Origin of the sequence: Chitinophaga niastensis (genome assembly GCF_003014755.1) — a bacterium.
Classification (GTDB): Bacteria; Bacteroidota; Bacteroidia; order Chitinophagales; family Chitinophagaceae; genus Chitinophaga; species Chitinophaga niastensis.
In genome coordinates this window covers 297,606-320,219 of the sequence record NZ_PYAW01000007.1, presented here as the reverse complement: position 1 = coordinate 320,219, position 22,614 = coordinate 297,606, and the positions used below count along the sequence as shown (strand labels likewise).

At 41.3% G+C, this 22,614-nt stretch carries 18 protein-coding genes; 12 read left to right on the top strand and 6 right to left on the bottom strand.

Annotated features, from left to right (window positions below; translation table 11 throughout):
• From CLV51_RS25415 to CLV51_RS29970, 4 genes are all read left to right on the top strand, one after another.
• A partial coding sequence (locus tag CLV51_RS25415) for an RHS repeat domain-containing protein (protein ID WP_281261540.1) occupies positions 1 to 1,731 on the top strand: 1,731 nt, incomplete at its 5' end.
• Positions 1,728 to 2,213, top strand: a complete 486-nt coding sequence (locus CLV51_RS25410; RefSeq protein ID WP_106530908.1) for a hypothetical protein — start codon at positions 1,728 to 1,730, stop codon at positions 2,211 to 2,213. The genes CLV51_RS25415 and CLV51_RS25410, both read left to right, overlap by 4 nt.
• 870 nt (positions 2,214 to 3,083) lie before the next feature.
• A complete protein-coding gene (locus CLV51_RS25400; protein WP_106530906.1) occupies positions 3,084 to 3,689 on the top strand; it encodes a hypothetical protein in 606 nt (201 codons plus the stop codon).
• Positions 3,690 to 4,333: 644 nt separating this feature from the next.
• Positions 4,334 to 4,678, top strand: a complete 345-nt coding sequence (locus CLV51_RS29970; protein WP_106530905.1) for an IS66 family transposase — start codon at positions 4,334 to 4,336, stop codon at positions 4,676 to 4,678.
• Here the strand turns inward: CLV51_RS29970 and CLV51_RS25390 are convergent.
• A complete protein-coding gene (locus CLV51_RS25390) occupies positions 4,671 to 5,357 on the bottom strand; it encodes a flavin reductase family protein (RefSeq protein ID WP_106530904.1) in 687 nt (228 codons plus the stop codon). The genes CLV51_RS29970 and CLV51_RS25390 overlap by 8 nt on opposite strands.
• Positions 5,358 to 5,697: 340 nt before the next feature.
• Positions 5,698 to 7,056, bottom strand: a complete 1,359-nt coding sequence (locus CLV51_RS25380; RefSeq protein WP_106530902.1) for a vanadium-dependent haloperoxidase — start codon at positions 7,054 to 7,056, stop codon at positions 5,698 to 5,700.
• A 421-nt stretch (positions 7,057 to 7,477) separates the two neighbouring features.
• Here CLV51_RS25380 and CLV51_RS25375 point away from each other — a divergent pair, with 421 nt between their 5' ends.
• From CLV51_RS25375 to CLV51_RS25350, 6 genes are all read left to right on the top strand, one after another.
• Positions 7,478 to 8,728, top strand: a complete 1,251-nt coding sequence (locus CLV51_RS25375; protein ID WP_106530901.1) for an alpha/beta hydrolase family protein — start codon at positions 7,478 to 7,480, stop codon at positions 8,726 to 8,728.
• Between the two features lie 395 nt (positions 8,729 to 9,123).
• Positions 9,124 to 11,556, top strand: coding sequence for an ABC transporter permease (locus tag CLV51_RS25370; RefSeq protein ID WP_106530900.1), 2,433 nt, complete (start codon positions 9,124 to 9,126; stop codon positions 11,554 to 11,556).
• Between the two features lie 127 nt (positions 11,557 to 11,683).
• Entirely contained in the window at positions 11,684 to 12,007 is a 324-nt protein-coding gene (locus CLV51_RS25365) for an ArsR/SmtB family transcription factor (RefSeq protein WP_106530899.1), read from the top strand.
• A gap of 6 nt (positions 12,008 to 12,013) precedes the next feature.
• A complete protein-coding gene (locus CLV51_RS25360) occupies positions 12,014 to 12,481 on the top strand; it encodes an SRPBCC family protein (RefSeq protein ID WP_106530898.1) in 468 nt (155 codons plus the stop codon).
• 12 nt (positions 12,482 to 12,493) lie between these two features.
• Entirely contained in the window at positions 12,494 to 12,874 is a 381-nt protein-coding gene (locus tag CLV51_RS25355; protein WP_106530897.1) for a DoxX family protein, read from the top strand.
• A gap of 4 nt (positions 12,875 to 12,878) precedes the next feature.
• Positions 12,879 to 13,457, top strand: coding sequence for a YdeI/OmpD-associated family protein (locus CLV51_RS25350; RefSeq protein WP_106530896.1), 579 nt, complete (start codon positions 12,879 to 12,881; stop codon positions 13,455 to 13,457).
• Positions 13,458 to 13,483: 26 nt separating this feature from the next.
• On the opposite strand, the gene CLV51_RS25345 is transcribed toward CLV51_RS25350, so the two are convergent.
• From CLV51_RS25345 to CLV51_RS25335, 3 genes are read right to left on the bottom strand one after another with little or no spacing between them, the layout of a single operon-like run.
• Complete coding sequence (locus CLV51_RS25345) at positions 13,484 to 14,092, bottom strand: ankyrin repeat domain-containing protein (protein ID WP_106530895.1); 609 nt, start codon at positions 14,090 to 14,092, stop codon at positions 13,484 to 13,486.
• A gap of 34 nt (positions 14,093 to 14,126) precedes the next feature.
• Positions 14,127 to 16,517, bottom strand: coding sequence for an ABC transporter permease (locus tag CLV51_RS25340; RefSeq protein WP_106530894.1), 2,391 nt, complete (start codon positions 16,515 to 16,517; stop codon positions 14,127 to 14,129).
• 19 nt (positions 16,518 to 16,536) lie between these two features.
• Positions 16,537 to 18,933, bottom strand: a complete 2,397-nt coding sequence (locus tag CLV51_RS25335; RefSeq protein WP_106530893.1) for an ABC transporter permease — start codon at positions 18,931 to 18,933, stop codon at positions 16,537 to 16,539.
• Between the two features lie 254 nt (positions 18,934 to 19,187).
• Between CLV51_RS25335 and CLV51_RS25330 the strand changes: the two genes are divergently transcribed.
• The gene (locus CLV51_RS25330) at positions 19,188 to 19,622 is read left to right on the top strand and encodes a MarR family winged helix-turn-helix transcriptional regulator (protein ID WP_106530892.1); all 435 of its coding nucleotides are present in this window, start codon (positions 19,188 to 19,190) and stop codon (positions 19,620 to 19,622) included.
• 66 nt (positions 19,623 to 19,688) lie between these two features.
• Positions 19,689 to 20,828 carry an alpha/beta fold hydrolase gene (locus tag CLV51_RS29875; protein ID WP_106530891.1) on the top strand — a complete coding sequence of 380 codons (1,140 nt, stop codon included), beginning with the start codon at positions 19,689 to 19,691 and terminating at the stop codon, positions 20,826 to 20,828.
• Positions 20,829 to 20,900: 72 nt separating this feature from the next.
• Here the strand turns inward: CLV51_RS29875 and CLV51_RS25320 are convergent, their stop codons facing one another.
• Positions 20,901 to 22,610, bottom strand: coding sequence for a hypothetical protein (locus tag CLV51_RS25320; RefSeq protein WP_146151381.1), 1,710 nt, complete (start codon positions 22,608 to 22,610; stop codon positions 20,901 to 20,903).
• Between the last annotated feature and the right edge of the window lie 4 nt (positions 22,611 to 22,614).

Genomic DNA, 22,614 nt, shown 5'->3' with positions numbered 1-22,614 from the left:
ATCAGCTATGTATACGATTATTTTGTAAAAGACCACCTGGGAGATGTGCGGATGGTGCTTACAGAACAAAGTGATTTTAGTATGTATGCTGCTACAATGGAAACAGCACCTGCGGCAACAGAAACGGCTTTATTCAGCAATATCGATAATACCCGCACTGCTAAACCTGTAGGCTATCCCCAGGATAACACCACGCAAAAAAATGAGTTTGTTGCCAAACTGAATGCCAAAGCAGGCGGTCAAAAAATCGGCCCTTCCCTGGTATTACGGGTAATGGCGGGTGATACTATTAAAATAGATGGTAAAGCATTTTATAAATCTGATGGTCCTAAAAACTCCGATAACCCTCCCCATGTAGAGGATATGGTGGCTGATTTAGTGCGGGCATTTAATGGCGTTGGCAATAACACAGGCGCACATGGTGAAGGTAGCGCTAATCAGTCTACTCCATTTACCAATAATTTCTATAGCAATGATTACAAACGTTTAAAAGAAAAAGACCCGGAACAAAATAAATCAGATAAGCCGAAAGCCTATTTAAATTTTGCGTTGTTCGATGATCAGTTTAAATTAGTGGAAGAGAATAGTGGAGTACGGCAAGTGAAAGGAGAACCTGATCAATTGCAATCATTAGGTACAGAGAAGATGGTTATTAAGAAGAGTGGCTTCCTGTATGTATATACCAGTAATGAAAGTCAGCAGGATGTGTTCTTTGATAATGTTATATTGGGCGTAACGTCAGGGCCGGTGTTAGAGGAAACACATTATTATCCGTTTGGGTTGACGATGGCGGGGATTAGTTCGAATGCGTTGAAGGGGGTGAATTATCCGGAGAATCGTTTGAAATACAATGGGAAGGAGTTGCAGAGTAAGGAGTTTGGAGATGGAAGTGGGTTGGAGTTGTATGACTATGGAGCAAGGATGCAAGATCCCCAAATCGGACGTTGGTGGGTTATTGACCCTTTATCAGAGAAGATGCGCAGGTGGTCACCTTATAGCTATGCTTTTGATAATCCGATAAGATTTATAGATGTAGATGGGATGATACCTGGTGATTTTTATAATCTAGAAGGGAAGAAATTGGGTTCAGATGGAATCAACGACAATAAGACATATGTTGTTTCAACTGTTCGCGATGAAGCAGCTATATCTGTTAGTAATAAAGAAAATGGTAAAGTAAATAAGGATGGTTTAACTTCAGTAGTACAACTCCCAAGTGCTAAGGTAAGAACAGAAATGTCCGCTGCTGTTGACAGGTCCCTTCAACCCAGTGCGGAAGCAGGTGATAAATATGGCGGATTTCACGAGGAGGGAGGTATTTATGGAACTAAAAATGGTGAAGATGCTGCTATAGCTGCAAAGCCTGGAATGTTTGCAGAGCCAGGTGTAGCCAAGGTTGCAACTGTAGATCCTTACAGTGGAGAAGATCCTAAGGGTAACTATTTGGATGACGTTGCCGGAACGTATCATACTCATCCATCAGGTGCTGTTTCCCGTGCAGATGGGTCTGTAGCATCTTTTAACCAGGAGCCAAGTGATTTTATGAATAACGGTACTCGTCAGGGAGATCTCCCTACAGCTCAATCATTGTCAGAACGACCTGGAGGTTCAGCGGTAAAAGGGAATCATTATGTTTTAGGAACAAGAGATGAGCAAGTACGTGTTTATAATGGTAGCGGAACAATCCTTACTGTTCCCTTCAATGTTTTCTTTAAAATTGGTATGAAATGAGGGGTCAATTATTAACAAAGTGGGTGTTGATTTTTATTTTAGTATTTACACCTTCTTTTACTGCTTTAGCTGGTTTAGAGTATAAGAAAAAGAATGTTATTCATGATCCATATGAATATGTGTTAAAAGATTTACGCAACTATATTGCTATTTACTTTGCTGCCGTTGATGAAGTTAGAATATTAAAGAAAGATTACCTCCCCAAGCGGATGAAGAAGGGTAAACAGGGCCCCCAAATAAGGTTTATTGATCTAAGTGTGGAGAGAGATAAGGCGTTAAGCTTAGACTATGTTTTAGAGATTTTACCTTTAGAAAAAGTCGGAGAAAATTATCAAGTTGGTATAATCTGTTATAAGGTTGACTTAACATCACATCAGGTCAATTTAATGCAGACAAGTAGCTTAATTTATACCTTTGAAAAAAGTGTACATGGCTTTTTGTTTAAAGACGCCTTAAAGCCACTCCCTAAAGATTTTAAATAGTAGAATACAGGTTTAGTGATTACAAATAACTCATAAAAAAGCCACAGGCAACGCTGTAGCTTTTTTATGAGTTAAAGGCTTTTTTGGCTTTAGTATTTTGAATAATATTATCAATAAGGAAATACAAGCAAGTAAATTAAGTCTTAAGCCTATTAATGTTTATGATGACAAAAATTTAAGAGTTTTTAGAAAAGGAATTTATGCCTGGAAAGTGTTTACTGTTTTAAATAAGAATCAATTTACAATTAGCATTGTGGATTTTTATATAACCTATAAAAATCACAATTATAACTTTGCTAATGGCGGAGGATCAAGCACAATATTTGAATATTCCTGCAATGAAAATAAATGGAGAGTAATTTCTTCTCTAAATCGAGGGCTTTAATTTTTGTTGATACGCGTCAGGCATTTTGTATAGCCGCAGGGAGTTTGCCTGCGGCTTTTTTAGTCACTAGTCAGTTTGTCTTTTTCTGGGAAGCCAGCAACCCCTGATTATTTCAATAAAGTCCGCAGGATGTGTTCTTTGATAATATAATACTAGGCCAGAGTACAGGACCTGTTTTGGAAGAGGCGCATTATTATCCGTTTGGACTTACCATGAGTGGGATATCTTCAAACGCACTCAAAGGAAGCAATTATGCAGAGAACAGGTTGAAGTATAATGGGAAGGAATTACAGAGTAAAGAGTTCGGAGATGGATCAGGGTTGGAACTATATGACTATGGGGCGAGAATGCAAGATCCTCAAATCGGTAGATGACATGTAGTTGACCCGAAGGTTGAAAAGTACGAATCAATCTCTCCATATGCTTATGCCTATAATAATCCAATTAGATTTATTGATGTTAAAGGGCAAGATCCTGGTGATGTTGTGGTTGCTTTCGGAGGAGCAGATATTTTTAAGCAAAAGGATAAAGGAGGGGTTCCTTTGATTATTCAACAAGTACAGCAACAATATCTTAGTAAGAAGGGTGGGCAGGGAGAATTTTTTTATTCTCAATATTGGGATACTTTTCATGGTAATGCAGAAAGTATGGATCATGCGACTCAAAGTGCCTATGATTATGTATTAGCAAATTACAATAAAGATGATGGTAAAGATGTTGAGGGAGGAAAAGTAGTATTGCAAGGATATAGCTACGGAGGAGTGATGGCTACGCATTTAGCGGGGAGATTGAAAAAAGCAAATGTTCCCGTTTCTTTATTAGTTACAGTTGATGCTGCAGCTGGCCCTGAATCCGATAATATTGATAGGACAGTGCCCTCTAATGTAGATGAGAATATAAATATATATCAAACTAACCCCTCTATGGTAAGGTCACATGGAGATAAGAATAAAAAGGAAGAAGGAAGTAAAACTAAGGTAGTGAATATAGATGTTACCAGTGTAACAAACGAACATGGTAAGATTGATGATTATGCCTTAAAAGCAGTTGTGAATAGGATTTTAGCTGACCTTAATAAAGATAGAAAATAGAATAATTAAATCATTAGTTATGGTTGCTTCGGTAAAAAAAACGGTTTTAGTTTTCCTGTATATCATTGGGATAGTCATGGTTTATCCAATTTTATTATATTTTTTACAAGATTATAAACCTATTTATAATTACTTCCCATTATTACCACTCCATTCATATATCCAGGTTTTTTTAAGTGGCCCGGTTTTAATTGTTTTAGGAGCGATACTTTTTTTGCATCCAAGCATAAGATATTCGGATTGTGTATTTTTATAATAGGAGCATTATGGATAGGAGCAATTTTTCATGAATTAATAACGAAGAATTGAATAGTGTAAAGGCATAAAACAATGAGGCTGTATCAAAAGTAATTTTTACCCGATTTTATTCGGGTACACCTGATGGAGAGAAAATTCGTTTACGCGATTCTCAAGTCTTTCAAATTACTTTTGATACAGCCTCATTGTTTTATGATACAGCCTCTTTCTATTTATCGTGAGTATGCTTTTTTAGTTTTGTTGTTGGTTCTTATTCTTGCGAAATAATATGTAGGTATCTATACTCGCGTGTAGCGTGATCTCTCTCAAAATAATAGATTTATTGGGGGTATTTTAAAAAATAGTTTGTAAGCGTTTCGTCCTACGTCTTTAATCACAGTAAAGCCATGGCATACAGTATCAAAAGATGGGACAATCTAAGTGCGTATGTGCATAACGGTATGCTTATGCCTGATAATAACGCTGCAGAACGATTTATAAGGTCCGTTGTAATCGGACGTAAAAATTACTTATTTGTAGGATCTCATGAAGCTGCAGCCAGATCCGCCATGTTATATAGTCTTGTCGGCACCTGCAAACTCCACGGTATCAACCCATACACATGGCTCAGACACGTCATGACTGTTATCGCTGATCATCCCATCAACTGCTTCCTCACATCTGGATCACTAAGCAAAAGTAGAATATTCTTACTGTTATACATAGATGCAATTGCTCGTTGGCTTATGTAGGCTTGACTAATTTTGTAAAATTCTTTGCCCGTTCAACATCAGGACTACGATATAAATCCTCAGATATGGATGATAAAGTAGAGACATGCACCTGTTCACCCAGACCATAAAATTGTTGAAAGCTCATTATGAGCGGTCGCCACTTATTCGGGTCAACCCGATTGGAATTTCCTTCCATTAGGATCAATTCATCAAGATATACGCGCTGAATACGTAGCTCAATAGTAACTAGCCGTCCACGCTGTTTCTCCTCGTCCTCCGCAATTCCATGCAAGTTCTCCATTACAGCCTCCATTTGTACCGGACATTCTGCCACTCTTGGTGCACTAACTGTTTCGGATTGTATAGGTGTAAGTTGGGCCAGGTCAAATTTCTTAGCCTCATAGGTGTAGCCTTTCTGTGCTTTGCCGATCGGAACAGGGAAAGTACCGGTTGTTAGCGCTAAGCGATTGACGGCAGCAGCCTGATAAACAGAAGGGAGGTTCAGGGCGCATTCGCCAGTACGACGGATATTTTCAGTTGTTTTCGAGAAAGCCGATATACCGATTATGGCGCGCCAACCAAGCCAGAAAATAGATGAAATAGGTGCAATGTTATATGTCCCGTCGGTATTAGAGGTGGTAATCAACACTACTGGTGTGCCGAAATAGAGAATTGGTGGTTCGCTTAATTGATGCATATAGATATTAATTTATAACCAAATTTACCTTAATGCTTCATTGTAGAAAACCCGATTCTTGCGACTTTACTGAATACCGGGAGTATGCTTTTTTAGTTTTGTTGTACGTAATGGCCATATCGATGAAGTAATAAATTTTTTCTTTCTCCTCTTCCGGTAGGGCTTCAATATATTCTATTCTTTTAAGGAGTTTCTTGTCCAGTAATTTGCACAAAAAAAGGACTAACAGTAGATGACTGGAATAAGCGGTAAAATACATTTCCATGAAATGAAACGGCAGCATGTATTACATGCTGCCGTTTCATTTCATGGAAATGAGTTATTAAAAACAATGCTTCACTTAATACTTTAATGCCAATACACGCCCTGCTATATCCTTACCTGTTTGTTTGCCTGTTTCGCTATCAAACTGGTAATGAATGCCGCCATACACTCTCGAAATGGCAGCTTCGTTTATCATGTCCAGGAAGTTATTAAAAGAGCGGGGAACAAAACCCTCCGGTACTTTCTGGTTATCTGTAAAAGAGAAGCTGTTACCAAAGTAAGCTGCTAAAATATAGCCGGTGGCACCGGTAAAAGTAGCGTGTCCGGAAGTGTAGGAGGGGAAAGGAGGAGTACCTATCAGCGGCGCCCAACTGCTATCTATATTTGCACGGATATAAGTAATCGGGCGAAGCAGGTTGTACTGGTATTTATATTTCCAGCAAAGAATACCTGCATCATTTAATCCAATTCCCACCTGTGCAAAAAGCGTGGCTGCTGCTTCAAGATCAAGCTGCTGGTCGTTTACCAACTGGGCTGTAATAGCAAGCAAGTGTCCGGGAGGAGTGAAAGTACCGCCGCCATCTGCCCAGTATTTGGCAATGAGGGTCTGTTCAGGTGTCAATGTTTTTCTTGTCTGGTATACAAAATGAGCGGCCTGATAAAATGTGGAAGTAGTATCTGTTGAATAGGCAGGCGGTTGTATATCCGCCAAATCCGGTGTTGATGGTTTTACCATTGGGCGGTTGTTTCCCCAATATGGCAGCATGGCACGCTGGAAAGCCGGTGGTGTTGGTATCCAAAGACCAGGACCTACCGGAGGAATATAATCAGTGGGAAAGTTATTCAAATAACCGTCTTTACCGCCATCAGTAGTTGACCACTGGTAAATAGCGCTGGCTACTAACTTACCATAGTTTATGGAACGCGTGGTGACATCCTGCGTGCAGCTATCAGAAAGTGCCTGTAGGTTATCGTTTTCCAGTTGAGTAATCAGGTTAAGATTTTCAACACTCGCATTTGGAAACAAATTTCTGATAATCTGCGCCATGGCGCTATTGGCGGCAATAGCCCAATTATATTTTTTCCATCTTTCAGGTGTGGGAACATATTGCAGACCATTCAGCTGCCCGCTTAAAGCAGGGCCTCTTTTTCCTACTACTACCACTTCATGCAGCGTAATACCGGTATAGGCAATAGCTCTGGCAGCTACCGGCGGACTAAATCCGGTGCTTTCTTTAATGAGTTTTAATTCCAGTTGATACCATGAAAGAGGTACTGCAGCATCTCCTCCCGATAGCTGTGTTAAGGCTTTTAATGCCGATTCTTTCGATACCGGGGCAATGTCTGGAACAGGTGCATCTTTTTTGTTACAGGCCAGCAAACTGACAAGGAAAAAAAGACAAATAAAACGGTAATACAAACAATTTGTTTTCATAGTTGCTATTATTTTGGATGTTAACAATTTACAGATGGGTACAATTAAACTACTATCAGCTAAAACCAGTGCTGAGTGGAGATTCCTCAGTATATCTCTTTAATAATGGTTATTCATTTAGCTAAGGTAACTGGCAACTACGCAGTCTATTAGCGTAGTGTATTCTTGTGGAAATATTTGTTCATTTTTTTAGTATACAACCGGTAATATGCGTCTTGTAAACCTGAAGTGATGGAACCATCTTTACATAAAAACAGATGGATCTTACTGTGCGTATACCTTATTTAAGCATTATCAAAAGATGGAACAAGATAACTCTAGCTGCTATTTTTATATAGTACGTTATCAGAATTTATGTATTTTTAAAAGAAAAGCAACTCCAACTCATTGACAAATTATTATAAAAACTACTGATGTCATTATGGAACATTCCAAATTGCTGAGACGAACCCAATTGTTTGCCCGGATAACAACCAAAATCATATTAAAGAGTGCTCTTATTGGCTTAGTCTTACTTGCAATTATAATTGGCCTGATGTTCCTCGACAGCCGTAGAGATACCGCACTTCCCACGCCTTCAGGCCCATTTGCAGTCGGACGTACATCCTTTGTCTGGAAAGACAGTACAAAGGTGGACTCCATGGCAACTAAACCAGGAACAAAGCGGGAACTCATCGCCTGGATATGGTATCCTGCACTACCACAACAACCTTCTCCATCTTTTGCAGCATATTTACCATTAGCCTGGAGGAAAGCCGTTGAGCACCAACGGGGCATGCTCATAAATAAAATGCTTACGCGCGACTTGTCAAGAGTTCGAACCCACAGTATTCCTGATGCAGACTTATCGCCAGAAAAAAATCATTATCCGGTAATTATCCTGCGAGCCGGGCTGGCAGCCTTAGTAACGGGCTATACAAGCATTGCAGAAGACCTGGCAAGTAATGGCTATGTGGTGGTGGGTTTCGATGCACCTTACAGAAGTGCTGTATCGGTGTTCCCCGATGGACGAGTGGTTGAAATATCTTCAAAAAATAATGCAGATATGTATAGCGGAAGTCAGCAGAAACAACTGGCCGAAAAACTGGTGAAGGCCTGGAGCGCTGACATGAGGTATGCGCTTGATCAGCTCCAACACCTGAATGGATCTGACTCTTCAGGCAAATTTCGTGGCCGGCTGGACATGGAGCGGGTTGGCGTAGTTGGCCATTCGCTTGGCGGAGCTACTGCCTTACAATTCTGTTATGACGATTCCCGATGTAAGGCAGGAATTGATGTGGACGGAGCACCGCAGGGGGAAGTCATTAACGATAGTATTACTCAGCCATTTATGTTCCTGACGAGCGAGCACAGTAGTGATCCGGATTCAGTAACGAGCCAGGTTATTGCGAACATTCGCCTGGTGTACAACCGGCAATCTACTGACCGCAGATCGTGGCTAATGATCCACGGTGCAAGTCACTTTAGGTTTAGTGATGACGGCGCATTGCTAAAGATTCCGATGATAATGAGCGTATTGCATTCATTGGGTATTATACACCTGGATGGACGCCGGCAAATGGCCATAACTACATACTGTATTAACCATTTTTTTGATACCTATTTAAAAGATTCAACCGGTGCAACACTGGAGATTCAAAGGAAATTTCCAGAGATTGAATATTCCCATTAATAGATTAAAAGCATTGTTGTCCGATAGAAGTAAGCCCACGGGGAAATCATGAACCTACATCCCCCTACATGCAAGATGAAGTCTTATCTATAATTTCACATTTGTTAGTTCAAATGATAGCTTTTGCATATTATTTTTTCAGTAGATGTTGAATAGTTCGTTCATCTGTAACAATATCGTCCAGATCAGTGTAGGAGAAGCTTACATCCGTAGATTTAGCTGCGCAGTACAATTCAAGCGTCCATAAATGAACAGTTGATTGTATCATTATCGCACAATTCAACGCCATCGTTACTGTTTAATTCGCTGACAAATAAGCAACTGGAAGCATGGCATTTTTATTGAACAGCCATCTGACCATGTGCCCTTTTGCATCTTAAAAATATAGAACCACTATGTTTAAGAATTATTTAAAAATCGCTTTCAGGAATTTTGCCAGGAACAAAGTGTTCTCGTTCATCAACATCTTTGGTTTATCAGTTGGGTTGGTAACCTGCCTGCTGATCCTGCTTTATATTTTTGATGAAAGCAGTTTTGATAAGCATCATAAAGACGGAGAAAGAATTTTCCGGATTGCATCTGTGTCCAGCAACAACGAAAGTTGGGCAGCCGCCGCTGCACCCGTTGCATGGGACGTGAAAAGTGATTTGCCGGAGGTGGAACAAGTCACACGGTTGTTGACCTTCCCCGACATTGAAAAAATGGTATTGAAATATGAGGATCATTCGGATCGCAAAGAATTCCTTGAACCGAATGGTTATTATGTTGATTCGACCTTCTTCCAGATCTTCACCTATGATTTTACTTATGGCAATACAGCAACGGCACTCAACCAGCCCAACAGCATGGTGATTTCTGATGAACTCGCACATAAATTCTTCGGTAACAATAATCCTATCGGTAAACTTATAATGGTTAATACGCCTATGGGTGGCTTTACCTACACGGTGTATGGTGTTTTTAATAAAAGCAGGTACAAATCCCATATCCCTGCCAACTTCTTCCTTTCCATGCGTAATAACGATATGGGAAAATGGGTGGAAGGGCAGACATCCTGGGCATTCAACAATGTTTTTTTCACTTACGTGAAATTAAAAGAACACACTAACTCAGAGGTGTTTCTACAAAAGCTGAAGCGCCTCTTTGAACTCCGTGCCAGCAAGGACCTGAAAGCAGCCGGTATTTCAAAAAGCCTCTTTATCCAACCGATGCAGGATATCTATTTACATTCTGCTCTCGGAAATGAAATAGCGGCCAACGGAAACATAACCTATTTGTACATACTGGGTTCGATCGCTGTTTTTATACTACTGATTGCCTGTATCAATTTTATGAACCTCTCCACAGCGCGTTCTGAAAAAAGGGGCAAAGAAGTAGGTGTGCGAAAAGTAATGGGTGCAGGAAAGCGTTCCCTGATCCGGCAATTCCTGGGTGAATCCATTGTTATGTCATTGGCAGCACTGGTCATTGCGCTGATCATAGTATCTATATTGCTGCCTGTGTTTAATCGTCTCACGCAAAAACACATGCAGATGATGGATAATCCCCGACTCTTGTTATGTGTTATGGTGCTCACTTTATCCACCGGGTTGCTGGCAGGATTTTACCCGGCTTTCTACCTGTCCGCATTCATGCCGGTTTCCGTACTCAAAGGAAAGATGAAGAATAGTTTATCATCATCAGTAATTCGGAAAGGCCTGGTTGTATTCCAGTTCACTATTTCCATTTGCCTTATCCTGGCTGCCATCGTTATCTGGCAACAATTGGATTTATTTAAAAACCAACAGCTTGGGTTCAATAAAACCCGGCAGATCATATTGCCCCTGCAAGTGGGATTTAATAATTCCGAAAGCAACTACACCCTGCTCAGGGATGAGATCCTGAAAAATCCCCAAATAAAAACGGTCACCTGCGGCTCAACTTATCCGGGTATTCCCAACGTGAACGACCTTCTTTTTTATGGAGAAGGCAAAACAGTCAATGACGTGGTTGATGTTGAGTTGTCTGCAATTGATGGTGGTTATTTTGAGACCCTTGGGATTAAACTGTTGAGCGGCAGAACATTTTCCGGGAATTCCAGGGCTGATTCGACAGGCATTATTCTCAACGAATCAGCAGTTAAAAAATTGGGTTATACCATCGATAATGCCATTGGAAAGAAAATACAATCCGACCTGGCAAACAATCACTTTTCCATGCAAATCATTGGGGTAGTCAGGGATTATAATTTTGAAAGCTTGCATAGCCCAATAAAACCTTTAGGCTTTACGCATGCATTATTCGTCAATAAGTACAGTTACATGATCGCCAATTTCAGCGCAACCGATTATACCGGTCTATTGGCAAACCTGGAGGTATCCTGGAAAAAAGTCATTCCTCAATCCCCCTTTATTTATTCTTTCCTGGACCAGGATTTCCAAAGGAATTATGAAAAGGAGCAACTGACATCCCGCATCGTCATTTATTTCACCGTCATTGCTATTTTGATCGCCTGTCTGGGCCTGTTAGGGCTGGCTATTTTTTCTGCTGAACAACGTACCAAGGAAATAGGCATACGAAAAGTACTCGGTGCATCAGTTAGCTCCGTGACTGCATTACTTTCAAAAGAATTTATCCGGCTGGTAATAATAGCCATCATTATTGCATCTCCTCTTTCCTGGTATATGATGAATAAGTGGTTGGAGAATTTTGCCTACAGAATTCACCTGAGCTGGTGGATGTTTTGTACTGCAGGAGCATTAGCCATTTTTATTACAATGATCACCGTGATTTTCCAATCCGTAAAAGCAGCATTGACGAATCCCATAAAGAGTTTGAAGATGGAGTGATGTTGCTTACAGCCAACGCCTCACCAACACCGCTCAAGTCAGCATCATTTTGTTTTCCTGGAAACTTTCAAAAAATATTTGCGTAGTTAGATAACTACATATATATTTGTAGTCAAATAGCTACGCAATGAATTTGAGACGAGATGTATTTCAGGCCATAGCAGACCCGACAAGAAGGGCTATATTGCTGTTGGTAGCCTCACAATCCATGACAGCAGGTGCAATAGCGGCAAACTTTGACACAGCAAGACCAACAGTTTCAAAACATCTGCAAATACTCACTGAGTGCGAATTGCTTGATCAAAAGCAAAACGGCAGGGAAATTTACTATCACATTAATGCAAAAAAAATGAAAGCAATAGCCGACTTTATTGAACCATTCCGCAATATGTGGGATGACAGGTTTAATAAATTAGAAACCATCATGCAAAAATACAAATCAAAAAAATAGAATAATATGGAACGGAAAACAAAAATCAATGCGGAAGACGGCAAACAGGAATTAGTGATTACAAGGGAATTTGATTTGCCATTGGAATTACTTTTTAAAGCGTATGTAGAGCCAGAAATAGTAGAGCAATGGATGGGAACGAAAGTGCTGAAACTGGAAAGTAAAAAGCATGGCAGTTACCAATTTGAAACAACAGATACTAAAGGAAACGTGGTATTTCAGGCCAATGGGGTAATCCATGAGTTTGTCCCGAACCAGAAAATAACACGGACATTTGAAATGGAGAATGCGCCTTTTGCCGCCCAGCTTGAGTTCTTAGAATTTGAACAACTTACTGACGACACCAGTAAACTCAGGATGCATATAGTATATAAATCAGTCGCACTCAGAGACCAAATGGTACAAATGGGCTTTGCTCCAGGCTTAAATATGGCACATAACCGATTACAGGACATCGTAAGCAAATTAAAATAACACATTATAACAATGAGAAATAAAATTATCTATTGGATTGCTACGATCTGGCTTTCATTAGGAATGGTATCAACCGGAATGGTACAGTTATTCAAAGTGAAAGTGGAAGGAGATTTTATTACACATTTGGGCTATCCTGCCTATTTTCTAACAATACTGGGTGTTTGGAAAATTTTGGGAGTTGCAGTATTGCTTATTCCTAAATTCCCTTTACTAAAGGAATGGGCTTATGCAGGCTTTTTCTTTGCCATGTCGGGAGCGGCATTTTCACATATCGCATCGGGTACCGTGAATGAAATATTTCCTTCGTTACTATTGCTAATCCTGACTGTGGTATCGTGGTATTTCAGACCTACAGATAGAAAAATTATTTCAGTTAATTTTAATAAATGATAGCATGAATCCTAAAGTTGATTTTTATTTTAATAAATCCGAAAAGTGGGAGAAAGAACTGGAGCAATTGAGACTGATCGTTCTTGACTGTGGGCTGACCGAAGATTTGAAATGGGGTGTTCCTTGTTACTCATTTCAGAACAGTAACATAGTTTTAATACACGCGTTTAAAGAATACTGTGCGATTTTGTTTTTCAAAGGTGCCTTGTTAAATGATGCCAATGGTATCCTGATCCAACAAACGGAGAATGTACAGTCGGCGCGCCAGATGCGGTTCGCCAATGTTCGGGAAATAGTTAAGATGAAACCCATCTTGAAAGCCTATATTTATGAAGCCATTGAAATGGAAAAAGCCGGTTTGAAAGTGAATTTTAAAAAGACTACAGCATTCATCATTCCTGAAGAATTTCAAAATAAATTAGATGAAAACCCTGCCTTGAAAGCCGCTTTTGATGCATTGACGCCAGGACGGCAAAGAGGATACAATCTTTATTTTTCTGCACCCAAACAATCTAAAACACGGGAGTCAAGGGTTGAAAAATATATGCAGCAAATTCTCAATGGAAAGGGATTGGATGATTAGTACATTCGATGAGGAAATAAATAAAATTACCATAATTGATATTGTTCCATTCTAAAATTTGCTAACATATTTGCAGCACTGGGCCTTTTTTCGCTATGCCGGTTTATATCTGCACCTGAATTTATTAATGCTTTAAACACAGCTCTTAATTGTTCTAATAGTATTCCATCATTTAGCTCAGCGTTTGGATTGACAATCATTTGTCTTGCGTCCATAATGGCTCTATGCAAGCAGTTGTTACCATAAGAATCGGCAATATTGGGGTCTGCCTTTTGGCGCAGCATTAATTGCAAAAGTGAGATGGCATTATTAAATACGCTAATGTCCTTTTGTAATGTATGCGTATTGAAAATTGTCGCTCTGATGCAGTCATGAAGAACTGGGGTAGTCCACTCATTAATAGCCGATTTTTCAATAAAATTAACTTCAGATCCTTGTGCAATCAACAGTTTTGCAATGTCAAAATTCCCTGTTTTAAATGCGACCTGAAGGCCCGATTGCCCATCGTCTTTCTTAGGCGGCGATACATTGCAAATATTAATGTACGCTTTGTTGGTATCGATAAGTTCAGCTACTTTCTGTAAGTCACTATCCCGGATTGCCTGAAAAAAGGTCTTAATGTTTTTCTTTGTCATAGCGAGGGTATCGTTTTAAAAATAGCATACAGATTTATTCTGATCTCAAACTTTTTACCGGGTTGCTGAACGCTGCTTTTATCGCCTGGAAGCTGACGGTTGTCATTGAAATAAACAAGACGATCAGGCCGGCAAGAGCAAACATCCACCAGCTTATTGTAATATGGTACGGATAATTCTCCAGCCACTTATTGGCAGCTATCCATGCAGTTGGCATTGACACCAGTAGGGCAATGATGACCAACTTTAAAAAGTCGCCGGACAGGGTAGATACTATGCTACTGACAGAAGCGCCCAATACTTTCCGTATACCGATTTCCTTCGTTCGTTTTTCCGTAGATAAGATCGATAGACCAAACAGCCCTATGCAGGAAATAAAAATGGTAAGCACAGCCCCGAATAATACCATTTGCTTCCATTTCTTTTCTGCTTCATAACTTTCCGCATTCACACGGTCTTTATAGTCATAGGAATAAGGTGTCAGTGGGAAAATCTTTTTAAATACACTTTCTATATAGGAAAGACTCTTCTGTTCACTGTGGGGCGCTATTTTTATATAAAACATGCCAAACCGGTTGTCGGGATTCATTGTAAATAACTGAGGGGCTATTTTTGCCGTCAACGGTCTGTAGTGATGATCTTTTACTACGCCCACCACAGTAAACTTCCCTTCGGGGTCGTAAAAACGAACCTCTTGCCCGATTGGATCTTTCCAGCCGGCCTCTTTTACAAAAGTTTCATTCACCAAAACTGAATGTGATGAATCAGCAGGAAAGTCAGGCGAAAAATTTCTTCCCTGCGCAATTGGGATCTTTAACAATGACAGATAAGCCTCATCAACTGTCTCATAAGCAATATTAATGTCCGTTCCATTATTTATCTTAACAGTTGTGCCGGGTGTACCTGGGTTCTTAGGCGCCACGCCAATAATAGCCGGATTTTTCATTAACGCTGTTTTGAACATTTCCGCTTCATTGCGGGTCATGCCCCAGTTTTCTACCATCACCAGGTCAGTATCATTATAGCCTAATTTCTGCAAAGACATATAATTCAACTGAAAGAAAAGGGTGAATGTTGCCATGATCAAAAAGGAGGCAAGTACAAACTGAAATACAACCAGGGATTTCTGCAGATAATTTTTACCGGCCGGCATAAAGCGGCTGTAGAGTGTTTGCACTGGCTGATAGCCAGACAACACCAGCGCCGGATAAATACCTGCTAATGAACCGGTAACCAGGAAAAGTACAATATAGCCTGAAACAAGTTTTGTGTCCAGTAAATAGGAAAAAGCCAGGGCTTTATTTGATAACTGGTTAAACACAGGCAATAATAGCTGGGCTATAAAGATGGCTAACAGGAAGGCTGCAAAACAAAGCAACAACGATTCGCCCAGGAATTGCAGGATTAATTGATTCCTTCCTCCGCCAACCACTTTTCGTATACCGATTTCCTTTGCCCGTTTTAAGGAGTGGGCTACCGTCAGGTTAACAAAATTGATACAGGCAATCAGTAGAATAAAAAGGGCAATCCCGGAAAGGATATAAGAAAACATCGGATCGCTTGCATCGGAAAGACCTCCTTCAGCACTGATTTCTTTATTCAGGTGAATGTCAGTGAGTGGTTGCAGAAAATAAGAGATCCCCAAATTCTTAATGCCGTATTTTTCCCGGATCATTTTTATGGATTCTTTCGCATCTGCCAGAAACACTTTCTGCATTTTGGCGTCTACAGCCTTTGTGTCTGCATCGGCACGAAGCACGACAAATGTATTCAGGTTGAAATTAAACCAGTTTTCGTTCAGATTTTCTGTTGATGCTGATATATTTAGCGGTAATAAAACCTGGAATTTTATAGAAGAGTTCTGCGGACAATTTCTTGCTACTCCGCTAACCACATAAGGTACAAAAGCATCCTTTTCCTTAAGCAACAGGATCTTACCCATTGCGTTCGTAGTGCCAAATTGAGCTTTGGCCATGTCTTCAGTAATCACTACTGAATGGAGTTCCCGCAGGGCGCCCGGGCCCCCGCTTAACAGAGGAAAATTAAATACGGAAAAAAAATCGGGATCGACGTAACTTACTTCCTGCGATTGGATATCCGTTCCCCGCCTGATATCCACCTGGCCTGGCTGCAGGCGAACGAAATCTTCTATTTCCGGTATATCTGCCTTAAACCGTGGTCCCTGGAAATAACCGGTATAACTTCCTTTTGCCATCCCGCCATTTGCCCTGACTATTTTTCTGTCAATGCGATATATCTTCGTAACGTTCCTATGAAAGCGGTCGTAGCTGATCTCGTCTTTTACATATAAAATGATCAGCATTGCACAGGCAAGGCCGAGGCTTAACCCTATCATATTGATGAAGCTATATGCCTTGTTGTGAAGCAGATGCCTGATGGCAGTCCTGAAATAATTCATTAACATGGGTAGTATTTCTTTAGAATCATTCTGTACTTAAACTCTTTACCGGGTTCGTCAACGCTGCTCTTATAGACTGATAGCTCACCGTTAATAAAGTAATTATAACAGCGCTGATGCCTGCTATCGCAAATATCCACCAGGCGATTTCGACCCGGTACAGGTAATTTTGCAGCCAGCGCTGCATCAGATAATAGGCCAGTGGTGTGGCTATGATCAGGGCAGTCATCACCAGCAGTATAAAATCTCTGGTGAGTAAACGCCAAAGATTAAACGTAGATGCACCTAGTACTTTGCGTATACCAATTTCTTTGATACGTTGTGCTGCCATAAAAGTAGCCATACCAAACAATCCGAGACAACTGATAAATATAGCCAGGCCTGCAAAACAACCGGCCAGCCGGCCAATACGTTCTTCAGCATCAAATTTTTTGGCGTATTCTTCATCTGCAAATTTGAATTCAAATGGAGTGGCCGGATCGTATTTCTTTAAAACAGCACTGATTTTTCCCAGGGCTTCGCTGGCGCTGGCATGCGGGTTAATTTTAAGATTGAGATTACTTAACGGACTTAACCCTCCGAGATAAAAAAAAGTTTGTTTAGTAGGCTCATAAGGAGACCGGGTTACGAGGTCTTTAACTACACCAATGATTTTGTAACTCCCATTTTTGCCCCATTTAATCATTTCACCTACCGGATCTTTCAGACCCATAAACTTTACAGCTGCTTCGTTAATAATAAAACCCATGGAATCAGAAGGGAATGCTGCTGAGAAGTCGCGCCCTTCCTTGATTTGCCAGCCCACTGTTTTCCCAAATTCAGACGTAATGCCAAGCGATACAAATTCTTCCTGCAGGCTGGGGTCTTTGCCTTTCCATACCAATCCGCTGTTAGTGATGTATGTTGCAGTAACCGGGTTTTCTGATGCTGCGACTTCGCTCACCGCCCCGCTTTTGAACAAATCATCACGGACAGCCTCATAATGTTTATTGATTTCGTTTGTTCGCAGTGGTATCGTTATCAACCCATTCCTGCTGTAGCCAACAGGACGGTTTTTAGCATATTGTATTTGTTGATATACTACCAGTGTTCCTACCATCAATATCACGGAAACGGTAAACTGTATAACCACCAGCACCTTGCGCGGAACCGCAGCTAACCTGCCCACACGGAAAGTACCTTTCAATACTTTGACAGGTTTAAAAGAAGATAAATATAACGCCGGGTAGCTGCCGGCAATTAACCCCGTGAACAGGCTAAATCCTATTCCCACCAACCAGAACAATGGCCTCGTCCATAAAACAGACATTCTTTTATCGGCTACCTCATTGAAGAAAGGAAGACTCACCTGCACTAAAAGCAATGAAAGCAGAAAAGCAACAAAGGCGATCAACAGGGATTCACAAAAGAACTGTGCAACCAACTGTCCGCGTAGCGAGCCAACAGCTTTACGGATACCTACCTCTTTTGCCCGTTTCTCTGAGCGGGCAGTACTTAGGTTCATAAAATTAATGCAGGCCAGCAGCAGCACAAAAATACCAATAATGCCATACAGCCATACATACTGTATACGGCCTCCTGCTTCCATACCATTTTTAAACTTTGCATACAGATGCCACCTGCTCATAGGATGAAGAAAAATGACAGGCTTAAACCTGGCACTGCTGCTATTCCGGACTTTATTCATTTTGGCGTCCTTTATTTTTGCCGAAGCCTGGCCGATATCTACATGGTTAGCTACCTGTACTAATGTCTGGAACCAACTGGCTCCCCAGGGGTTATCGAGTCTTTCTTTCAGGTTATCGCTTTTTACCATTAATTCAAATGGTGCAATAAAAGTAAGATCAGCAAAGGAGGAGTTATAGGGAAGATCTTTATACACGCCGGTTACCTTTACATTCAGCCGGTGATCAATCTGAACGATTTTATCAATCGGATCAGTATCCTTCCCAAACAATGTGTTAGCTACAGATGCGGAAAGTAAGATGGATGCGGGATCCTGTAAACCGTTCCGGGAGCCTTTCAGCATATTTAATGTCAGCATTTCCGGCGCTTCCGGTTCCATGTAATTGCCGGTTTTAGCGATATGCTTCTCACCAAAAGATAAGATATGGTCATCGGTCCAGGAGGACATGATAACATATTTAAAGTTGCTGCCATAACTATTACGCAGCTCAGCCCCCAATGGCCAGGCTTCTCCCGACCAGGTATCTGTTTCACCGTTAATGAACTGGTTTTGCATTACCCGGGCAATTCTGTCGTAGTTTTGATAACTTTTATTAAACGACAGTTCATCATATATCCACAGGCCGATCAATATAGCTACCGCCATACCCACTGCAAGACCCCCAATATTTATTAAGGAATAAATTTTATTCTTAGAGAGATTACGCCAGGCGATTTGAAAATAGCTTTTGAGCATAGCAGTATTTTAAATTCAATTTTTCAAAAGGGCACAAGAATCCGGCAATCTATACCACTAAGAAAATGCCTGATTTTTACAAGCTAATAATCAATTATTTAATAGCATAGTTATTATGCTAACTGTTCAGTTTTAGTACAAAAGGTGTCCGGTTCCGGACAGTAGGACTTCTATGGATAAATAAATGCTAAAATATAATTTATTCACTTAGCTTTACAAAGCTAATTTAACAAAGTTAAATTTGATAATTTATTATGATCTCTAAAACTGATAAAATTGTAGCCCATGATCTCCGCGACCTGATCACCAGACTATATAAACGGTTGCACAAAGAGATCAGTAACACGGAACAAATGTCTGTCGCTGAACAGAATGTACTTTATCAACTGACGCTCAAAGCACACCTGCTCCCTTCGGAACTATGCGCCCAGTTGAATATATCCTCGCAATATATGTCGCAGGTGCTCAACCGGCTTGAAGATTTAAAATTCATCGCCAGGAAGTCGTCCCCCTCCGACAAACGAAAAACCCAGGTGACCCTGACGAAGAGCGGAAGAATAAAAATAAGCGATAGCAGGAAAGAGCGAGAGCAATGGCTGGCCGACATGCTCAGCAAAAACTACAGCACCGAAGACAAGGCTGCCATCAAAAAAGTCATTACCCTGCTCAATATCCTGACTGAGCAATAACCTTTTCACTTTCCAACAGGATCGCGGAATTGACGACCCTTTTATGTCAAATTTCAAGCATAGCTCATGGACAATAAAATATCGATCCGGCCAATGCGTATTCATATTCCCGATGAGGATATGGAGGATCTTTATCACCGGCTTAAACAGAGTCGATGGCCGGCGCCGGTCGCCGGCTCAGATTGGGCCGATGGCACCGACGGCGAATACCTGCGGGATCTGGCGGGATACTGGCTGTCAAAATATAACTGGAGAGACAGGGAAGCCATGCTTAACCGTTTCGGGCACTTTACTGCGGACATAGAGGATACTCAAATCCATTTCATCCGTGCCGCCGGTCAGGGTCCCAACGCTATTCCCCTGTTATTGATGCAGGGATGGCCCAGTACTTTTGTGCAGATGTTGAAGATCATTCCGCTTCTTACAGCGCAGGGCACCGACGGAACGCCGTGCTTCGATGTTATCGTAGCCTCCATGCCGGGCTACCCCTTCACCCGATTCCCCAGCCAACCCGGCATGAGCTTCTCACGGATTGCTGACCTCCTCAAAAGGTTGATGGTGGAGGGCCTGGGATATCACCGGTTTGCCGCCAGAGGCTCCGACCAGGGCGCTTTGGTCCAGCAACAAATCGGGCTCAAATACCCTGAACACCTTATCGGCCTTCACCGATCCGGTATTACGCCCTTCGCCACGCCGATGCCTGACAACCTAAGCCCCGCAGAAATTGCTTATCAAAAGGAAGTGCAGCAGTGGGCCACGCAGGAAATTGCCTATGCCCGCCTGCAATCTCTCCGTCCGGAAACATTGGCCCCCGCACTCGCAGACTCACCTATCGCACTGGCGAGTTGGATCATCGAAAAATTCCAACGCTGGGGCGACTGTGAAGGTGATGTGGATGCGCACTTCGGGAGGGATGCCTTACTTGACAACATTTCACTCCACTGGTTTACCGGTGCCGGTGCTGCCTCCATAAGGTTATACCGCGAAGCGGCCAGAGATCCCGGTATGACAGGCCGTGTAGCAGTTCCGACCGCGATTATGATGCCCTTGCGGGATGGCGTGACGGTTCCTGCACCCCGCGAATGGGCGGAACGTTACTATAATGTTCAACGCTGGACGGTAATGGAACGCGGTGGTCATTTTCCTGAATGGGAAGTGCCAGATGAAATAGCGAAAGATATAAGACAGTTCTTTGCCGGCCTATAAATTGAGATCAACTAAAGAGGGTGCCTTCAACATAGAAGACACCCTCGTTTGATAGTAATATAAAGCGGGTTGTTAAAGAGACACCCAAACGATATATGCTTTTTTATGACGTCCCTTTCTCTCAATCATCATCGTTGAAAATGATTTTCCGTCAGCATTTTTTGTGATCATTTCCATCTGGCTGAAACGGGATTCCGTTTTATCACCGGGGTCACCAAAAAGATATGTTTTGGTGATTTGTTGCCCATCAACAATAGCGCAAATGGTATTGGTTTTACTGACTGTTTTTACGTTCTTTTTTCTTCTGTAATTTTCAGTATTACTTTCCTTGTTTTCAGGATAATCATTGTAAATGATGTAATCCTTATTATTGGTATTGAAAAAATCATAAGAGTAAAAACCGGATAAATTAGTCTTGCTGCGTTTGCCACGGAAGTTCCAGCTCGACTGATTACGTCTGTTCAGATCAAAAATATCCAGTATTACCGAAGCTTCCTGTGATTTGGCAATAGCATAGCTGTTTATTTCTTTCCCGTTGGCAGCCAGCTGTACAATCCCCATTTCACCCAAACGGGTGGTATAGGTAGTGTGTGAAGTACCCATAGTTATACCGCCCCTTCCATTGGTGTTGGTATTAGTGTAAGTATGTGCAATGATATCCATTTCTTCCAACAATAAATTGATGGTACCATCTGCATTCAAATTAAAATCCTGGATAACACCCTGGTATTTTTTCTTGTATTTAAGATGTTTTTGGGCATACTTGTCCAGCATTGGATGATCTATAAAGTAGTGCTGTTTCACTGTTAAATTTTCCGGATTGATTTCATTCATCAGCAGAGAAAATTTATCTGTTTTGCTCCTGCTCATAATCGGTTCCTCCGGAGATGTTTTTGCAGTGATAGTGGTCAGCAGATAAACGGAGTTATTGAGATTACTGTATTTTAACGCCACATCTCTTAGCTTAAAATCCTCCGTGTAATCCAGCAGCACACTCTTAAATTGGTTGTCGCCTTTTGCTAAGCTGCCAATCACAAAACGGGAATCCTTGCCGCCGGAACTGCGGGTATTGTAGGCAAAGGTGGAAAGGAAAACAAATTTATCGCCCTGCACATACATGTCGGCCAGGTTGATATATTTATAGTCGCCCTTGGGAGTATCAAAGAAAGATTCGTTGATAACCTGGTGCTGCGGATTAAAATGAATCACCTTGATACGTTCGCCGGATTCATGTGCTTTGGAGTTCAGCATGGCTACGGCGTAGTATTCAGAGTTAGGGTCCTTTCTCAAATCAAACTCCGGCATTTTCATCCCGCCGAAAGCAATGGCATAACCTTGCCCCATACCGATTCTTGGCAGGTCGGCAATTAGTTTTTCTTCTATCAGTTTACCGTTTGCTGCATCAAATATAAAACGGAACAAGCAGGGCTTTTTCTTTACGTATTGCTGCAGGAATACAACAGCTTGTCCATTTATTTCATACAAACCTTCCAGCTGCGCTTTGGACATTTGTTTGTTTTTCCAGGAGGTAATGCGGTTTTTCATTACCGGTTTTGACTGATGTTGCTGATCAAAAACAGTAACATCGATCCCTTTTTTGGGTGTGAAACTAAAGAAAAGGGTATTGCCATTTTTCATCAGTAACAAACGGTTGGCACCACGTTCCGGCTCATCAAAAGGCGTACTACGCACTACGGTAGGGGATTCAGCTGCAGGTGCCTGCGATTGTGCACCCTGGAAAAGGAATACGCTCAGGCAGACAAACAATAATTTCTTGAACATAGGG

Bases quoted from the DNA above. Each gene is read 5' to 3' on its own strand.
- CLV51_RS25410 (WP_106530908.1), top strand. From the start codon at position 1,728: ATGAGGGGTCAATTATTAACAAAGTGGGTGTTGATTTTTATTTTAGTA.
- CLV51_RS29970 (WP_106530905.1), top strand. From the start codon at position 4,334: ATGGCATACAGTATCAAAAGATGGGACAATCTAAGTGCGTATGTGCAT.
- CLV51_RS25390 (WP_106530904.1), bottom strand. From the start codon at position 5,357: ATGCATCAATTAAGCGAACCACCAATTCTCTATTTCGGCACACCAGTA.
- CLV51_RS25380 (WP_106530902.1), bottom strand. From the start codon at position 7,056: ATGAAAACAAATTGTTTGTATTACCGTTTTATTTGTCTTTTTTTCCTT.
- CLV51_RS25375 (WP_106530901.1), top strand. From the start codon at position 7,478: ATGGAACATTCCAAATTGCTGAGACGAACCCAATTGTTTGCCCGGATA.
- CLV51_RS25370 (WP_106530900.1), top strand. From the start codon at position 9,124: ATGTTTAAGAATTATTTAAAAATCGCTTTCAGGAATTTTGCCAGGAAC.
- CLV51_RS25365 (WP_106530899.1), top strand. From the start codon at position 11,684: ATGAATTTGAGACGAGATGTATTTCAGGCCATAGCAGACCCGACAAGA.
- CLV51_RS25360 (WP_106530898.1), top strand. From the start codon at position 12,014: ATGGAACGGAAAACAAAAATCAATGCGGAAGACGGCAAACAGGAATTA.
- CLV51_RS25355 (WP_106530897.1), top strand. From the start codon at position 12,494: ATGAGAAATAAAATTATCTATTGGATTGCTACGATCTGGCTTTCATTA.
- CLV51_RS25350 (WP_106530896.1), top strand. From the start codon at position 12,879: ATGAATCCTAAAGTTGATTTTTATTTTAATAAATCCGAAAAGTGGGAG.
- CLV51_RS25345 (WP_106530895.1), bottom strand. From the start codon at position 14,092: ATGACAAAGAAAAACATTAAGACCTTTTTTCAGGCAATCCGGGATAGT.
- CLV51_RS25340 (WP_106530894.1), bottom strand. From the start codon at position 16,517: ATGTTAATGAATTATTTCAGGACTGCCATCAGGCATCTGCTTCACAAC.
- CLV51_RS25335 (WP_106530893.1), bottom strand. From the start codon at position 18,933: ATGCTCAAAAGCTATTTTCAAATCGCCTGGCGTAATCTCTCTAAGAAT.
- CLV51_RS25330 (WP_106530892.1), top strand. From the start codon at position 19,188: ATGATCTCTAAAACTGATAAAATTGTAGCCCATGATCTCCGCGACCTG.
- CLV51_RS29875 (WP_106530891.1), top strand. From the start codon at position 19,689: ATGGACAATAAAATATCGATCCGGCCAATGCGTATTCATATTCCCGAT.
- CLV51_RS25320 (WP_146151381.1), bottom strand. From the start codon at position 22,610: ATGTTCAAGAAATTATTGTTTGTCTGCCTGAGCGTATTCCTTTTCCAG.